Below are 15,622 nucleotides of genomic sequence, written 5' to 3'. Positions count from 1 at the left end.
TTTAAATTAAATAAGTGCTAATTCTTGTTTTTGTTTTTGTTTTTGTTTGATTGTGTCAAAATCATTAATAGTTGTAATAAATACACGCTCTTCTAATACTTCTTGTTCATCAAACTCACTACAAGACCAAATAAGAATTTTATTTGATGTTAAGCCACAAGAATCAACATGAATACAAGTACTACACAAACTTTTTTTATAAGCATTCATAAATATATAATATTTGATTACATTATTGTACTGGCAATAGCTATACCAAATAATAATAACAAACAAAAAAAAACGCAATAATCACTGATTAACAATTGATTAGCGTTTTTATTAATAAATAATTAAAATAAGCTATCGAGTAATTTTTACCCAACAGGGGAATTTACTCCCACTCTATTTTAGTTTTTCTCGAAGTGTTTTTCTATCTATTTTTAAAATTTCAGCAGCTTTAGTTTTATTATTATTAGTTGTTGCTAAAACTTGAATTATATAGTTTTTTTCATAGTCTTTTAAAGATAGTAATTCTTGTTTCTCTAAAAAGTTTATTTGATATTTCACATACTCAGGTAAATGCTCTAAATCTACTAATTTATCACACATAATTACTGCACGCTGAATTACATTTTCTAACTCTCTTATATTACCTGGCCAATGGTATCTTTGTAATACCTCAACAGCCTCAAGGCTTATTTTTATAAATTTATCTTTATATTCAGTTCCATATTTAAAAAGAAATTTTTCTATTAACAAGGGAATATCTGAAACTCTATCTGCTAGAGTAGGAACCTCTATTTGCACAACTGTTAATCGGTAATATAAATCCTCTCTGAAACGTCCTTTTTTAATTAACTCTTTCAAATCAATATTAGTTGCTGCAATTACACGAATATCTATCTTTTCTACTTTTTGAGAGCCTACTCTTACAATTTCTTTTTCTTGTAAAACTCTTAACAAACGTAACTGTACAGCCATAGAAGCATTTCCTATTTCATCTAAAAATAAGGTTCCTTTATTAGCCGCTTGAAAAAAACCTGTTCTATTAGAATCAGCTCCAGTAAAAGCTCCTTTTAAGTACCCAAAAAGTTCTGATTCTAATAAATTTTCAGGAATAGCTCCACAATTTACAGCAATAAAAGGTGCTGAGGAAAACTTACCCATATAATGAATAGATCTTGCTACTAACTCTTTTCCTGTACCACTTTCACCTGAAATAAATACCGTTGCTTTATTATTTTTAAGACGTTCAATAATATCTGTTACTTTTTTTATGGCCGGTGATGTACCTATCATTTCTCCATAAGACGTATTGATAGGTTTTACTATTTCTTTTTTTTGATTTTTTTTCTCTTTACTACTGTTTTCTAATGATTTTAATATCGCTTTTTTTAATTCTTGCTTAGTAAACGGTTTCGTTATATAATCTACAGCTCCTGATTTCATAACTTCTAATGCTCCATCAATAGATGGAAAACCTGTTACCACTAACTTTGGTATTTTAGAGAAATGTTCTGATGTATATTTTATTAACTCTAAACCATCTACTCCTGGCATTTGCAAATCGGTAATTAACAAGTCTATCGATTGATCTTTTAATATTTGCAATGCTTCCTTTACAGAAATAGCCTTATACGTGTGATAATTTAAGGATTGTAAATGACGCTGTATTAATTCAAGAATATGAATATCGTCATCAACAATTAAAATATTTTCTTTTTCTAGCATTCGTTATTTTTTTAAAATTTACAACTTTTGTAATGATATAATTTCATTTACTTCTGTTGGAAAACATATTATAAAAGTAACCCCTGTTGGTTTATTAGATTTATACTTTATACTACCTTTGTGACTTTTCACAATTCCGTGAACAACACTTAATCCTAAACCTGATCCTTCACCTGTTGGTTTTGTTGTAAAAAATGGATTAAAAATATTTTCTGCTACTGTTTGTGAAATACCTGTTCCTTGATCTGATATTTTTAATTTTATATTTTTTTTTGTTTTTTCAATACTAATTTTAATCACACCACTAATGGGTGAAAAATAAATAGCATTTATAACCAGATTAAAAATTACTTGGGTTAATTGAATTTTATCAACTTTTATCTGTATATTTTTTTTATTGAAATATAATTGTGCTTTAATATTTTTTTTTCTAAAATTGGGTCCTAATAAACTAATAGCTTCCTTTATTACAGGTACACAATTTATTATTTCTTTTTGCTGAGGCATTTCACATGAAAAAAACATTAATTTTTTTACTACCTCTCTAGAATAAATTGCACTATTTATTACTTTTTTTAAATCTTTTGTTCCTACTTTATCATCTTTTAAACGCTCTTGTAACAATTCTGTAAAACCTAAAATATTAGCTAATGGAGTATTTAATTCGTGTGCTATTCCTGCTGTTATTTCTCCTAATATAGATAACCTATCTACTCGCTCTATTTGCCGTTTAGCTAAAATAGCTCTTTCTTTAATTTGCTTTCGCTCAAAAAAATCACCTATTTCAGAAGCTACTTTATTCAATAATAATTTTTCTTCTTCTAAAAAAGCGTTTTGAGAAAATTCTATCCTTGAATATCCTACTTTTATAGAGCCATATATTTCACCAAATACTTTTATGGCTTCGACAATAAAAATAGCTTCTAAGTTTGTTTCTCCGGCTACAACATTATTTTCATTTGTTTCTATTTCTACAAAAGCTGCATCAGGATATCGAATTGCTGTTACTACATTTAGTGCAATTCCTTTTAGTAGAGCTTTAATATTAGTAAAGTTGTTACTTCTAATTAAAGAGCTAACGTTATATAAGCAGGTTAACTCCTTTATGCGCTCTTTCAGTTTTTCTTCTGTAGATATTATTTCTATCATAATTGTACCATATAACTAGCAACAAATTTAACTATAAAAAAACTATTATACTTCAAATAACCAAACTCAGGTCTAGTTACAATCTGTTATCTATAATATTTTGTACTACTTCAGGGTTTAGTAAAGTAGAAACATCACCTAAATTATCTAATTCATTATGTGCTATTTTACGTAAAATACGACGCATAATTTTACCTGATCTTGTTTTTGGTAACCCTAGTGTAAACTGAATTTTATTAAGCTTGGCTATTGGCCCAATATGCTCTGTTATAATCTGATTTATTTCTTTACGCAAATTGTTATGATCTCTACCCTCACCAACATCTTTTAAAATAACATAACCATATAAAGCATTTCCTTTTATAGTGTGAGGAAAACCTACAATAGCACTTTCTGCTACCGCAGGATGTTCATTTATAGCATCTTCAATTGGTGCTGTTCCTAAATTATGCCCAGAAACTATAATTACATCATCTACCCTACCTGTAATTCGATAATAACCAACCTCATCTCTTAAAGCCCCATCTCCTGTAAAATATTTATCTTTAAAGGCTGAAAAATAGGTTTCCTTATAACGCTGATGATTTCCCCAAATAGTTCTAGCTATACTTGGCCACGGAAATTTAATACATAAACGTCCATCCACTTGATTTCCTTTTAATTCTAATCCATTTTCATCCATTAATACGGGCTGAATACCTATAAAAGGTAATGTTGCATAAGTTGGTTTTGTTGGTGTTACATAAGGTATTGGAGTAATCATAATTCCGCCTGTTTCTGTTTGCCACCAAGTATCTACTATCGGATTTTTTTTCTTTCCTATATTATCATTATACCAATGCCATGCTTCTTCATTAATTGGTTCACCAACACTTCCTAAAACTTTTAAAGAAGATAAATTATGCGTATCAACAAATTCTAATTTCTCTTTTGCTAAGGCTCTTATAGCAGTTGGTGCAGTATATAATTGATTTACCTTATGCTTTTCAATAATTTCCCAAAAACGTCCAAAGTCAGGGTAACTTGGTACCCCTTCAAATAAAACGGTAGTTGCTCCATTTGCTAAAGGGCCATATACAATGTAACTATGACCTGTAATCCAACCAATATCGGCAGTACACCAGTATACATCATTTTCTTTATAATTAAATATATTTTTGAATGTATAAGCGGTATACACCATATAACCTGCCGTGGTATGTAACATTCCTTTTGGTGTACCTGTTGACCCTGAGGTATATAAAATAAATAACGGATCTTCAGCATTCATAATTTCTGGTTCACAAATTTCTGATGCAACGTTTAATAAAGGCTGTAACCACTTATCTCGTCCGTTTTTCATTACTATGTTTGCATTAGTTCTGTTTACTACTAATACAGTTGCTATACTTTTACAATCTTGTAAAGCTTCATCTACAATACCTTTTAAATCAATTATTTTTGCTCCTCGAAAAGAACCGTCTGAAGTTATTACCATTTTAGCTTCACAATCATTTATTCTGGTTGATAGTGCTGTTGCTGAAAAGCCTGCAAATACAACTGAATGTACTGCTCCTATTCTAGCACAAGCTAATACAGAAATAACTAATTCAGGAATCATTGGTAAATAAATACAAACTCTATCTCCTTTTTTTATACCATTATCTTTTAAAACATTAGCTAATTTACATACCTGCTTATGCAATTCAGTATATGAAATATGTATTGCTTTTTCGTTAGGATTATTAGGTTCAAATAAAATTGCTGTTTTAGCACCTCTAGTTTGTAAATGCCTGTCTATACAGTTTTCTGTTATATTTAATTGAGCACCTTCAAACCATTTTATTTCGGGTTTTGAAAAGTCATACTTTAAAACAGAATTCCATTTTTTTCGCCACATAAAATGTTCTTCTGCTATTTCTTCCCAAAAATTTTCTGGCTCACTTATTGACTTTCTATAAACTTGATAATATTCTTCTAAATTTTTAATATGATAATTACTCATTATTGACTTTTTTTCTAAAGATTATCTAAAAATAGAAAATTATATTTGCTTTATGAATTTTCAAGAAATTATATTGCTATTAAATACTAATTGGCACATTATTGTACTATTTTTTATAATAGCTATTTTATACTCTTCAGTTGGTTTTGGTGGTGGTTCAAGCTATTTAGCTGTATTAGCGCTAACAGGATTAATTTTTACTCAAATTAGAGCTACTTCATTACTTTGTAATATTATGGTAGTTACGGGTAACTTTTTTTACTTTGAGCAACAAAAAGCGTATAATTTTAAAAAAGTTATACCTCTTGTATTATTTAGTATTCCTTTTGCTTTTATTGGCGGCTATTTAAAAATTAGTCAAACTTTTTTTTTTATATTACTAGGTTTAACACTTTTATTTGCTTCAATTACTATGTGGGTATCTAAAAAAAACAATGCCTCTAATAAAAAACCAGTAGCCTTATTTTTTTTAAAAAATGCAGGTTATGGTAGTTTTATTGGTTTTATTTCAGGAATGGTGGGTGTTGGTGGTGGTATTTTTCTAGCACCTTTACTACATTTAACAAATTGGGATAGTTCTAAAAAAATTGCTGCTACTGCTAGTTTATTTATTTTAGTTAATTCTATTGCCGGTTTAGCAGGCCAATATTTAAATCCTGAGTTTTCTATTAATTATAATTTAACAACTATTTTACTGTTTACTGTTTTTTTAGGTGGACAAATAGGAAGTAGATTGAGTTATAAATTTTTAAATCCTATTCAATTAAAAAAGGCAACTGCTATTTTGATTGCCTTTGTTGCTATAAAAATATTATGGAATTATGTATAAAAAAAAGAGAACCTTATTAAGGGTTCCCTTATTCTATTTTTAATTAAGAATTTACAAAAGTTTGCATATAGCTATATTTTGATGCTAATTTTCCTTCTGATGTGGTAAAAGTTGCTTTTTTTAGAATATCATCTTTATCTCCATCTACTAATAAAGGTAGTATTTGCTCAATTAAAAGCTTTCCAAAACCTTGAGAAGCATCTACAGGTAATTCGCAAGGCAAATTATCTACTGCCATAACAGATATGTTGTTCTCATTTGAATATTTCTCAACTTCTTCTCCTGTTATTCTATCATAATCGTATACAGGATCTGCAATAGTAGAAGGTCTTAATGTTGATGGTACTGCACATGCAATATCACAACTAATATCAGCAATTACTCTTATTTTAAAATCTTCTGAAGCAGCTTGTTCTTTTGTAAAAAACACAGGTGATGAATTATCCCAATAATGCCCAGCTATAAATAAATCTGATACTTCAGTAAATCTTTTAAAAGTAGATTGATATTCTGTTCCATTTTCAAAAAAGTGATTAAAATCAAAATCAGCTCCATCTTTACGCTCTGTATATTCATCTGCATCAATCCAGCAATATACAGCTTCATTAAATGTTTGAGTTAAATATTCATCAGTAGCTACTTTTCTTATTTTTGCAGCTTCTAAAATTTCATTAGCTCCTTTTGCAACTCTTCCTGACCCTGTTAAAACAATTTTAACCTTATTTAATTGCAACAACTTTAATTGCGCTATCATGTCTTGTAAATCTGTACAAGAAGTTGCTGGTTTTAATTGATAATTTCGAGTTCGTTCACCAAATGTTTTTAAACCATTATATGCTCCAACAATACCTGCATACCTACCAAAACCTATAATTCTTGCGCCATTTGGCTGAACTAAACATTCATAATCTGTATGTGTTATTTTATTTTCTAAAATAGCCTGTATTAGCTTTTTATTGTAAGGCTGTAGTTTATGTGTATGCGAAAAGAAAAAATATCTTTTATTCGGGATTAAATTTTGTACAGGTACTTCTTTTACTCCAAAAATAATATCACAATCCGATAAATCTTCTTGTAAAACAACACCTTTAGCAACATATTCTTCATCCTTAAAACAGCGAATTTCACTAGGCTGTACAACTACTTTTACGGTTGAATAAGTAGCTATGATTTCAGCTACTTGTTCTGGTGTAAAAGGTACTCTTCTATCTGGTGGTGTTTTTTCTTCTCTTAATATTCCTATTTTTATGTTCATATTAATTAAGCTAAAACAGTTTCTTTTTCAATAAATTTAATTCCGTACTCCTCTAATTCATTTAGAATTGGTTCATAAATTTCTTTTACATTTGGCACTTGAATTCCCGTTAAAGAAATATTTCCGTTTAAAATATTTTTAACAGCAATTGCGGTAGGTAAACCAACAGTTTTAGACATTGCGGTATGCTCATTTCCTTCGCCAATATATACCATAGAAGAAGTTACCTCTCTAGATTCTCCATTTAATATATATTTAAAGTAATGATGCATTACTAACATATCTTTATCTCCTTCTTCTAAACTCATTTTAGCAACCATTGCTTGTTCTAATACCTGAGCTGCAGTTTTATCTTCTCCTCCTATAATAGCATCACTAAAAATTTCTAACCATTCAATTTTAGCAAATGAAATTTCAGAGATTTCTTTATTTAAAACTGATTCTATTCTTTGTTTCCAAGAACCCTCTTTATTTACAAATTGTGCTGTAAAATCGGCAAAAGTAGTATCTTTTACATTATATTTTTTCTGATCATCAGTAAAACCTAATTGTAATAAAATATTCCAAGCATCTGTATAGCCTTCATTTCTTAGGGTTGCTCTATACAAATTAGAAATACCTTCTAAGCCATAAATTTCTTTATAAATTACAGAGTCTCTATTTCCATATGCATCAAACTTACCATAGTTTAACACCTCAACTTGTTCTGTATTTTCATATAAATTAGCATAAGTATATGTAGTTTCTTTACCATCTTCTAAAAAAAATGCTCCTGCAGTACCTGCCATTACCACATTTCTGGGATTCCAAGTGAATTTATATTTCCAAGGGTTATTATCATATCCTGGAGCCATTAAACCCCCGCAGTACGATTTAAATGTATCTATAGTTCCTCCTTGATTTTTTATTGAGTCTATAATTTTCATTGCAGACATATGGTCAATTCCTGGGTCTACTCCTACTTCATTCATAAAAATAATTCCAGCATCTTTAACCTTTTCATCTAAAGCAAGTATTTCTGGCGAAACATAAGAAGCTGTTACTAAGTTTTTATTAGCTGATAAACAATCATTAGCAATTAACATATGTAAGGCTGCAGGTAACATTGATATCACTATATCAGCATCAGCAATCCATTTTCTTCTTCCTTCTGCATCATTTACTACATCTAAACCAATAGCTTCACCAAAAGGATGCTTATTTATTTTAGCTTCTGCTGTAGCTTTTGTTCTAGAAGCTATTTGTAATTTCCAATGCTGTGCTTGAGCATTATCTAATAAATATTTAATAAGTGTTGTGGCAGATAATCCTGCTCCAAACATTAGTATTTTTTTCATTTATTTTAATTTTATAGCACAAACCTAACATTACATTTAACTTAATTTAAAAAAAACAGCGTAATTCACAGAAAACTGTTTTTTGTCTTATTTTAAACATTTGTAAAATTCCAATAATTTTAAGGTTATTAGTTATAGAAAATTAAACATATAACAAACAAAGGCAACCGATACACTGGTTGCCTTTATTTGTTATAAAATTACATTTTTATTCTAATAAGTTTCGTCTGTTAATGTATTCATAAAATCAATAATCTGAGATATTTCTTTTTTTGATAAACTTAAACTATCAAAAGGTAAAGTTTGATATTCAGTATCAAACCCTAAACCTGCTCCACCACCGTTATTATAAAAATCCATAACCTCTTCTAATGTTTTATAAACACCATTGTGCATATATGGAGCTGTTTTAGCAATATTTCTAACAGTTGGTGTTTTAAAAAAATGTTTACGCTCTGCTGTTTTATATAAATTATAACGCCCTAAATCCATAGAAATTTTAGGATTTATAGTGTTTATAGATTCTGGAACCCCTATAAATTCAAGCTCTGTATCATTATAATTTGGTGGTACTGTTCCGTTAAAAACAGGTGCAAAATGACAGGTTGCGCATAATGCTTTTCCCATAAATAAATTAAACCCTTTCTTTTCATCTGCAGTTAAGGTTTCTTCTTCTTCTCGTATATTTTTATCAAATTTTGAGTTAAACATGTTTAATGTTCTTATATATGAAGCAATGGCGTGCCTTATATTAAAATCAACCCTTTTGTTTTGATATAAACCTGCTAATAATTTTTTATACTTTTTGTTTTTTAGTACTCGTTGCACCACCGAATCCATAGACATATTAAACTCATTGTGATTTTCAACAACCCCTACAACTTGCCCTTCTAAACTACCTGCTCTAGCATCCATAAAAAAATCTCTTTGATACGATGCATATGTTAATGTTGGTGTGTTTCGTTGTTGCGCTTGATTAAACTTTTTTCTACCATCGGTAAAAGCTAAATCTTTTACATGACAAGTTGCACAAGCCATATCATAATTTTTTGAAAGAGATGGATCATTAAATAATTGTTTTCCAAAAATTATTTTTTCTGCTAGTTCAGTGGTATCACTTAGATGATCAGAAAAATAATTTAAATTTAATGTTTTATCAGAAAAAAGTGTAGCCATATTATTTGATAATGCCATTTCAAAAGGGTATTTCACCTTCCAGTCATTCTGAATTTCTAGTAATAATTTTAACTGAGGATTAGTGTGTGTTTTTATAAAATTAAATCTATCAAAAGTATTAAAATCATGCATTAAATTTTTTTGAGCATTTTTTATAGCTTCTTTAAATTTTATGAATAACTTTTTGTTTGTAAATTTATGTTTATATACTTCAATAATACTCAAAACTGTTTCATATGTATATGAACTTTCTAATAATGATTGATTTAAAACTGGCGAATCAAAGCCTGTAATACCTGTAGTAGCTATTCTTGTAATTTGATCTCTAATCAACCACATAACATGGTGTTCTTTTAAGGTAAGTGTAACATTTTTTCGTATTAATTTTAAGCGACTACTTGTAACTTCAATGGCTCTTTTTAAAACAGCTTTATCAATATTTTTTTCATGAATAGCTTCTTCTATTACTTGAAAGCCTATGGGGTGTATAATTTTAGTATCGTTACTTGCCTCTCCTTTAACGCTAATAATGTTTGGTGCGTTTAATGATTTATAATTGTCTTTATCTGTAAATGCTAAAATTGGTTCTAAGAATTTAAAATATTTACGTGCTAACACATAATATTTTTTTTGTTCTTCTATTGATTTACCCTCCATGCTATCTAAATTATCAATAGCGTTAGAAAGCTGCTTACTATATACTTGTTTTACTTTATTAGAAACCTTGTTAATTGATTGATATTTTTCTGGTTGTTTATTACAAGCTACTAGTAAAAGCAAAAGACATACACGAAGGTATGTCTTAGCTTGACTGAATACGTCTTTCATTTTTATCTTTCTAATCCTGTAATTAAGTGTAAAACTGATCCTTCTTTAGCATTTGCTAAATTAGCATTTGCAGTAGGGTCTGTAAATGATGTTCCGTCTGCCGGTTCCCACCCATGGTTTTGAGTAATTACTAAAAATGAGTTTTTACCATTATTTACAATATCTGTTACATCTATCATTCCTGTAATTTCCCAATATCTAGAAGCTTTTCCATACCCTAAAGTTTCACCTCTTTCTTGATCACATTCTAAAACTGTTTTAATAGCTCCTGTTGATAAATTATATTGATATAATTTAGAATATCCAATAATATTTGGGTTTTCTGAAGCATATCCGTTAGGATCTTCTTGAATATATGCATAGTTTTCTGTAACTAAAATATTATCTGGAGAGTGAAAACCATCTGCTTTTCCTCCAACCTTGTCACCATCTAACACACAAGTTATTTTTGCTGCACCTGTTGGATCTGTATCATTTAACACTACTTTATAAACACGTCCTAAAATAGATCCTTTCCCTACTAAACCTGGCTTGTTACGACCTGTGACTGCGAAATAAATTTCTCTGTTATTTGCCGCAGAACCTCTTCTCCAATCAATATCCTCTAATCTAGAGAATCCCATAACACCTTTTACTTTACATTCAGCATCTAAAGCATTTATTTCTTTCTCCTCTAACTCAACAAACTCAACATCATACTGAGTTCCTTCAGTCATATCTACCTCATATGCTACACCAGGGGTAGTAACTTTTAAACCATATAGTTTACCTCCTTCTAAATCTCCTCTATTACCTACATACATTCCTAATTGTCCTGATGGCACATTATTATCAGCATTATCATCACCAATAAAAGCAACTGTTTTATCAGCATAAGCATCTTTACCTATAACTACAGCATTTTCTGTAGACCATTGCCCCATTGCTGTTAACATTTTTCCTGTACTAGCTGCATCTGCAGATTTGTATGGGTCGGTTACAAAAACACCTTTTGAAGCGCCACCCCATTCACCACCTGATAAATATAAAGGTCCAAAGCCATGCTCTGTAGGTGAAATCATAGATCCTGAACATTGTGCTGTTTCACCAGTTGCTGTTGCATTTAAAATATATTCTGCTGATACTGGTCTTAAATTTTCATTCAATTTAATTCGAGCAATAGAATAATCTGCTTCAATATTATTAATTAATGTAAAAGTACCATCTGCCTCTGGTAATAACCCTGCACCATCTGCCATAGAACCGTATACAAAACTTGGTGAGTTAGGTATAACATCTTCTGATGATAATAATGGTGTTATTTTTAACCCAATAAAATCACTTGTTACTTTTAAAAAGTTTGGTGTTTTAGAGGCTGTTAAATAAGTTAAGGCATTAGAACCATTATCTCCGTCGGTTCCGTTAGTACCATCAGTACCGTTTATACCATCTGTTCCGTCAACACCATCTTCACATGATGTAAGTGTAGTAATACTAATAGAAATTGCTAATAAAGCCAACAAGCTTAATTTTAAGTTTTTCATTGTAATTATCTTTTAGTTTTTTAGATATGACAAATTAAAGGCGGCTTTGTAAAACTTACTACAGTATTGTTTTAATAACATATCATTAAAATGTAAATTTTATTAAGAGAAGTTAAATAATTAGATTGAATCTAAATAAAAAAGGTGTACTAATTAGTACACCTTTTAACTGTAAAGAGTATTTTCTACTATAATATTATTGGTATTACTTAGCCCTGATTGTAGCATTTGTTTGAGCTCCTCGCAGAGAGCGAGTGCGGAAAGCGGGAAATAGCTTCAAAAATTTTTAACCTAACCAAGCATTGAGCATCCATATTGTTTTTTCTTGTTCTGCTATAAAATCACTCATCATTGAGTTTGTTCCTTCATCATGAGCATTATCAGAAGTTTCTAAAATATTTCTTTCTATTTTTAATAATCCTGACAAAGATGCTACAACAAGTTTTACTGCTTCAACATCATTACTAATATTTTTTCCTACAGGTACCTTTGCTGCTTTCGTATAATCATCAAAGGTGTGTAATGGGGTTCCTTGTAATGTTAAAATTCGCTCTGCTATTAAATCAACCTTTAATTGAGAATCAGTATATAATTCTTCAAATTTAACATGCAATTCAAAAAAACTCTTCCCTTTAATATTCCAGTGTAAACCTCTTACATTTTGATAATATACTTGAAAATTTGCTAATAATGTATTTAATTCTTTTACCAACTCACTTGATTTTTTGGTATCTAATCCTAAAACAGTAGTACTCATAATTATTTTTTTTAAGTTAATTATTATATTATTTCAAAGCTACAAACAAATAAACTATTAAAACAATAAAAGTTATTGATAGTTTTAATATCTTTATCATAAAATTTGATACAATGACTATTACACAGTTAAAATATACGCTGGCAGTAGCTGAATATAAAAATTTTACTATAGCTGCAGAACACTGTTTTGTAACTCAACCTACTTTAAGTATGCAAATACAAAAGTTAGAAGATGAGTTAGAGGCTAAAATATTTAATCGTTCAAAAAAACCTATAGAACTAACTGATGTTGGTAAAAAAATTATTGAGCAAGCTAAAGTTATTGTTGATGAAAGTAATCGTATTATAGATATTGTACATCAACAAAAAGGTTTTGTTGGAGGTGAATTTAAGTTAGGAATTATACCTACTATTATGCCTACACTTTTACCTATGTTTTTAAAAACATTTAATAAAAGTTATCCTAAGGTTCAATTAATTATTGAAGAATTAACAACTGAAGAAATTATTAGAAAATTAACTGATGGTCATATTGATGCCGCTTTAGCTGCAACACCTTTAGAAAATGAAGCTATAAAAGAACGTGTATTATATTATGAGCCTTTTGTTGGTTTAATACCTAATGAACATGTGCTATTTGAAAAGACTAAAATTAAAGTAGAGGATTTAGAACTTGATGATATTTTATTATTAGAAGACGGACATTGCTTTAAAAACAGTATTATTAATTTATGTAGAACGCATAAAAAAAGTTCAGCTCATCGTTTTCAATTAGAAAGCGGAAGTTTTGATACACTTATAAAGCTATCAAAAGATGGTTTAGGTATGACCTTACTGCCTTACTTAAATACATTAGATTTAAACGAAAAAGATAAACTAAATTTAAGAGAGTTTGAAACACCTCCGCCCGCTAGAGAGGTTAGTTTAATTTATCATAAATCACAACTTAAAATGCAACTAATAGAGGCTTTAAAAACTACTATTGATAATGTTATAAGAGGTGCAATTGCTTTTAGTGATGTTGAAATTATTAGTCCTATTAACAAAACTTAACAAATAAAAAATTCCGCAAATTGCGGAATTTTTTATTTAAAATTTATATTCTGATAAAGGCTTCGGAAAATCTTCAGGGTTTGCTGCTAAATGATACCTAGGGTCATCAATAGCCTCTTCAATAATACCTTTAAAAATAGGACTCGCTTTATACAATAACACCTTACAATCATCACTTAAATGTTTTAAAACTACTTTCTTTCCTGCTGTTTGATATTTTCCTACTAATCCGAAAATAGCTTCAATAGCAGAATGATCTGAAATTCTTGATTCTACAAAATCAATTTCTATGGAATCAGGATCATTTTTAATATCAAACTTATCATTAAATTCGGTTATACTTCCAAAAAATAACGGTCCCCATATTTCATAAACCTTAGTTCCATCATTTTTCATTCTTTTTCTTGCTCTAATTTTCTTAGCACTTTGCCATGAAAACGACAAAGCACTTACAATTACTCCTACAAATACAGCTATTGCTAAATCAAAAAATACCGTTACAGCTGATACTATAATTAATACAAAGGCATCTGATACTGGAATTTTTTTCATAATTCTAAAACTAGACCAAGCAAAGGTTTCAATTACCATCATAAACATTACCCCAACTAAAGCTGCTATTGGCACTTGTTCAATATACTTATCAGCAAATAAAATAAAGGTTAATAAGGTTAACGACATCATTACTCCTGATAAGCGTCCTCTACCACCTGCATTAATATTAATTACCGTTTGCCCAATCATACCACAACCTCCTGTACCTCCAAAAATACCACTCATCATATTACCGGCACCTTGCGCAATACATTCTTTATTTCCATTACCTCTAGTATCTGTTAATTCATCTACCAAATTCATAGTCATTAAAGTTTCTATTAAACCTACTGAAGCTGCTAAAAAAGCATAAGGAGCTATAAACTTTAAAGTATCTAAGTTAAATGGTAAATTACTCCAAAGCTCTAATACATTTAACTTTTTAGATAACTCATCAATACCATTTAAACCAGCACCACCTCCATCTCTAATAAAATCGCCTACATTAATAGCATTTAAACCTCCAAATATTGAAATTAATGTAACTATTAAAATAGCTGTTAAAGCTGCTGGTATTTTTGTTGTTAGTTTTGGTAATCCCCAAACAATAAGCATGGTTAATAAAACAAGTACTATCATTAAATATAGCTTTTCACCTTGCATAGTTGATTTTACAACTCCTACATCTTTTACAGAATAAAAACCATCTTCTTGAACATTAAACACAACTTTTTTGGTTGCAGGATTAAAAACTTGCCCCTCAGAAATTATAAAATCTTCTTTATTAGTTTGATGATTAATTACTGATTTTTTATTTATAGTATATAAAACAGTACCTGATAAAACATCTTTTACTTCATTATTATTTATAGCATATACCAACTCCTTTGTTTCGGTTTTACGCTTATTCTGTCCAAAAAAATCTTTTGTATTTTCTTTAAACATACCTAATTGAGCCATAAAAATAACAATAGCAAGCCCGTTTACAAACCCCATCATTACAGGATGTGGTATTAACCGGACAAACTTACCGAGCTTAAATAGTCCTGCAAAGACTTGTATTACTCCCATTAAAACCACAGCGGCGAGTAAATAAAAATAACCCATATTTTCTACAGGTTCATTAAATAACAATCCTTTTGCGTGTCCTTCTTGAATCATATGTACAAAAATAACCGCCACAGCACCTGCTGCTCCTGAAATTAAACCAGGTCTACCTCCAAAAACTGCAGATATTATACCCACTACAAAAGCACCAAACAAAGCTACAATAGGGCTAATTTGTGCCACAAATGCAAAAGCCACTACTTCAGGTATCATTGCTAAAGAAACAGTTATACCAGCTAAAGTATCATCTTTAATATTAAGCTTTTTGTTTTTAATGTATTTCATCATAATATGTATACGTTTTGGTAAAAGTTGGCAAATGTAAAGATAATTTTATTCATATAGTTTTATGTTTGTTCAACTTTAATTTTGTCT

General features: G+C 29.5%; 12 protein-coding genes. 2 read left to right on the top strand and 10 right to left on the bottom strand.

From position 1 onward, the window contains the following. Positions 1–6: 6 nt before the first annotated feature. The 4 genes from ACN5J4_RS11180 to acs all read right to left on the bottom strand — a co-directional run bounded on the left by ACN5J4_RS11180 (position 7) and on the right by acs (position 4,846). The gene (locus ACN5J4_RS11180) at positions 7–210 is read right to left on the bottom strand and encodes a hypothetical protein (protein WP_418650068.1); all 204 of its coding nucleotides are present in this window, start codon (positions 208–210) and stop codon (positions 7–9) included. A 174-nt stretch (positions 211–384) separates the two neighbouring features. Beyond that, the gene (locus ACN5J4_RS11175; RefSeq protein ID WP_418650067.1) at positions 385–1,713 is read right to left on the bottom strand and encodes a sigma-54-dependent transcriptional regulator; all 1,329 of its coding nucleotides are present in this window, start codon (positions 1,711–1,713) and stop codon (positions 385–387) included. A gap of 18 nt (positions 1,714–1,731) precedes the next feature. Continuing rightward, the gene (locus ACN5J4_RS11170; RefSeq protein WP_418650066.1) at positions 1,732–2,862 is read right to left on the bottom strand and encodes a sensor histidine kinase; all 1,131 of its coding nucleotides are present in this window, start codon (positions 2,860–2,862) and stop codon (positions 1,732–1,734) included. A 76-nt stretch (positions 2,863–2,938) separates the two neighbouring features. Continuing rightward, positions 2,939–4,846, bottom strand: coding sequence for an acetate--CoA ligase (gene acs, locus ACN5J4_RS11165; RefSeq protein ID WP_418650065.1), 1,908 nt, complete (start codon positions 4,844–4,846; stop codon positions 2,939–2,941). A 52-nt stretch (positions 4,847–4,898) separates the two neighbouring features. On the opposite strand from acs, the gene ACN5J4_RS11160 reads away from it, so the two are divergent. Next, on the top strand, positions 4,899–5,675 hold the full coding sequence (locus ACN5J4_RS11160) for a sulfite exporter TauE/SafE family protein (RefSeq protein WP_418650064.1): 777 nt from the start codon (positions 4,899–4,901) through the stop codon (positions 5,673–5,675). A gap of 43 nt (positions 5,676–5,718) precedes the next feature. Here the strand turns inward: ACN5J4_RS11160 and ACN5J4_RS11155 are convergent, their stop codons facing one another. From ACN5J4_RS11155 to ACN5J4_RS11135, 5 genes are all read right to left on the bottom strand, one after another. Continuing rightward, positions 5,719–6,930: an NAD(P)-dependent oxidoreductase gene (locus ACN5J4_RS11155; protein WP_418650063.1), complete on the bottom strand. Its 1,212-nt coding sequence runs from the start codon at positions 6,928–6,930 to the stop codon at positions 5,719–5,721. A gap of 5 nt (positions 6,931–6,935) precedes the next feature. After that, on the bottom strand, positions 6,936–8,267 hold the full coding sequence (locus ACN5J4_RS11150; RefSeq protein ID WP_418650062.1) for a saccharopine dehydrogenase C-terminal domain-containing protein: 1,332 nt from the start codon (positions 8,265–8,267) through the stop codon (positions 6,936–6,938). Positions 8,268–8,480: 213 nt separating this feature from the next. Then, positions 8,481–10,271: a cytochrome-c peroxidase gene (locus ACN5J4_RS11145; protein WP_418650061.1), complete on the bottom strand. Its 1,791-nt coding sequence runs from the start codon at positions 10,269–10,271 to the stop codon at positions 8,481–8,483. Positions 10,272–10,273: 2 nt separating this feature from the next. Further along, on the bottom strand, positions 10,274–11,794 hold the full coding sequence (locus tag ACN5J4_RS11140) for an alkaline phosphatase PhoX (RefSeq protein ID WP_418650060.1): 1,521 nt from the start codon (positions 11,792–11,794) through the stop codon (positions 10,274–10,276). A gap of 286 nt (positions 11,795–12,080) precedes the next feature. Continuing rightward, a complete protein-coding gene (locus ACN5J4_RS11135; protein WP_418650059.1) occupies positions 12,081–12,551 on the bottom strand; it encodes a Dps family protein in 471 nt (156 codons plus the stop codon). Between the two features lie 113 nt (positions 12,552–12,664). On the opposite strand from ACN5J4_RS11135, the gene ACN5J4_RS11130 reads away from it, so the two are divergent. Then, a complete protein-coding gene (locus ACN5J4_RS11130) occupies positions 12,665–13,606 on the top strand; it encodes a LysR family transcriptional regulator (RefSeq protein WP_418650058.1) in 942 nt (313 codons plus the stop codon). 36 nt (positions 13,607–13,642) lie between these two features. On the opposite strand, the gene ACN5J4_RS11125 is transcribed toward ACN5J4_RS11130, so the two are convergent. Continuing rightward, the gene (locus tag ACN5J4_RS11125) at positions 13,643–15,535 is read right to left on the bottom strand and encodes a SulP family inorganic anion transporter (protein WP_418650057.1); all 1,893 of its coding nucleotides are present in this window, start codon (positions 15,533–15,535) and stop codon (positions 13,643–13,645) included. Between the last annotated feature and the right edge of the window lie 87 nt (positions 15,536–15,622).

Source organism: Tenacibaculum aestuariivivum (genome assembly GCF_964507685.1).
GTDB classification, from domain to species: domain Bacteria; phylum Bacteroidota; class Bacteroidia; order Flavobacteriales; family Flavobacteriaceae; genus Polaribacter; species Polaribacter aestuariivivum.
Note: the sequence above shows the minus strand (reverse complement) of the source record. Positions and strands in the feature narration are given on the sequence as shown.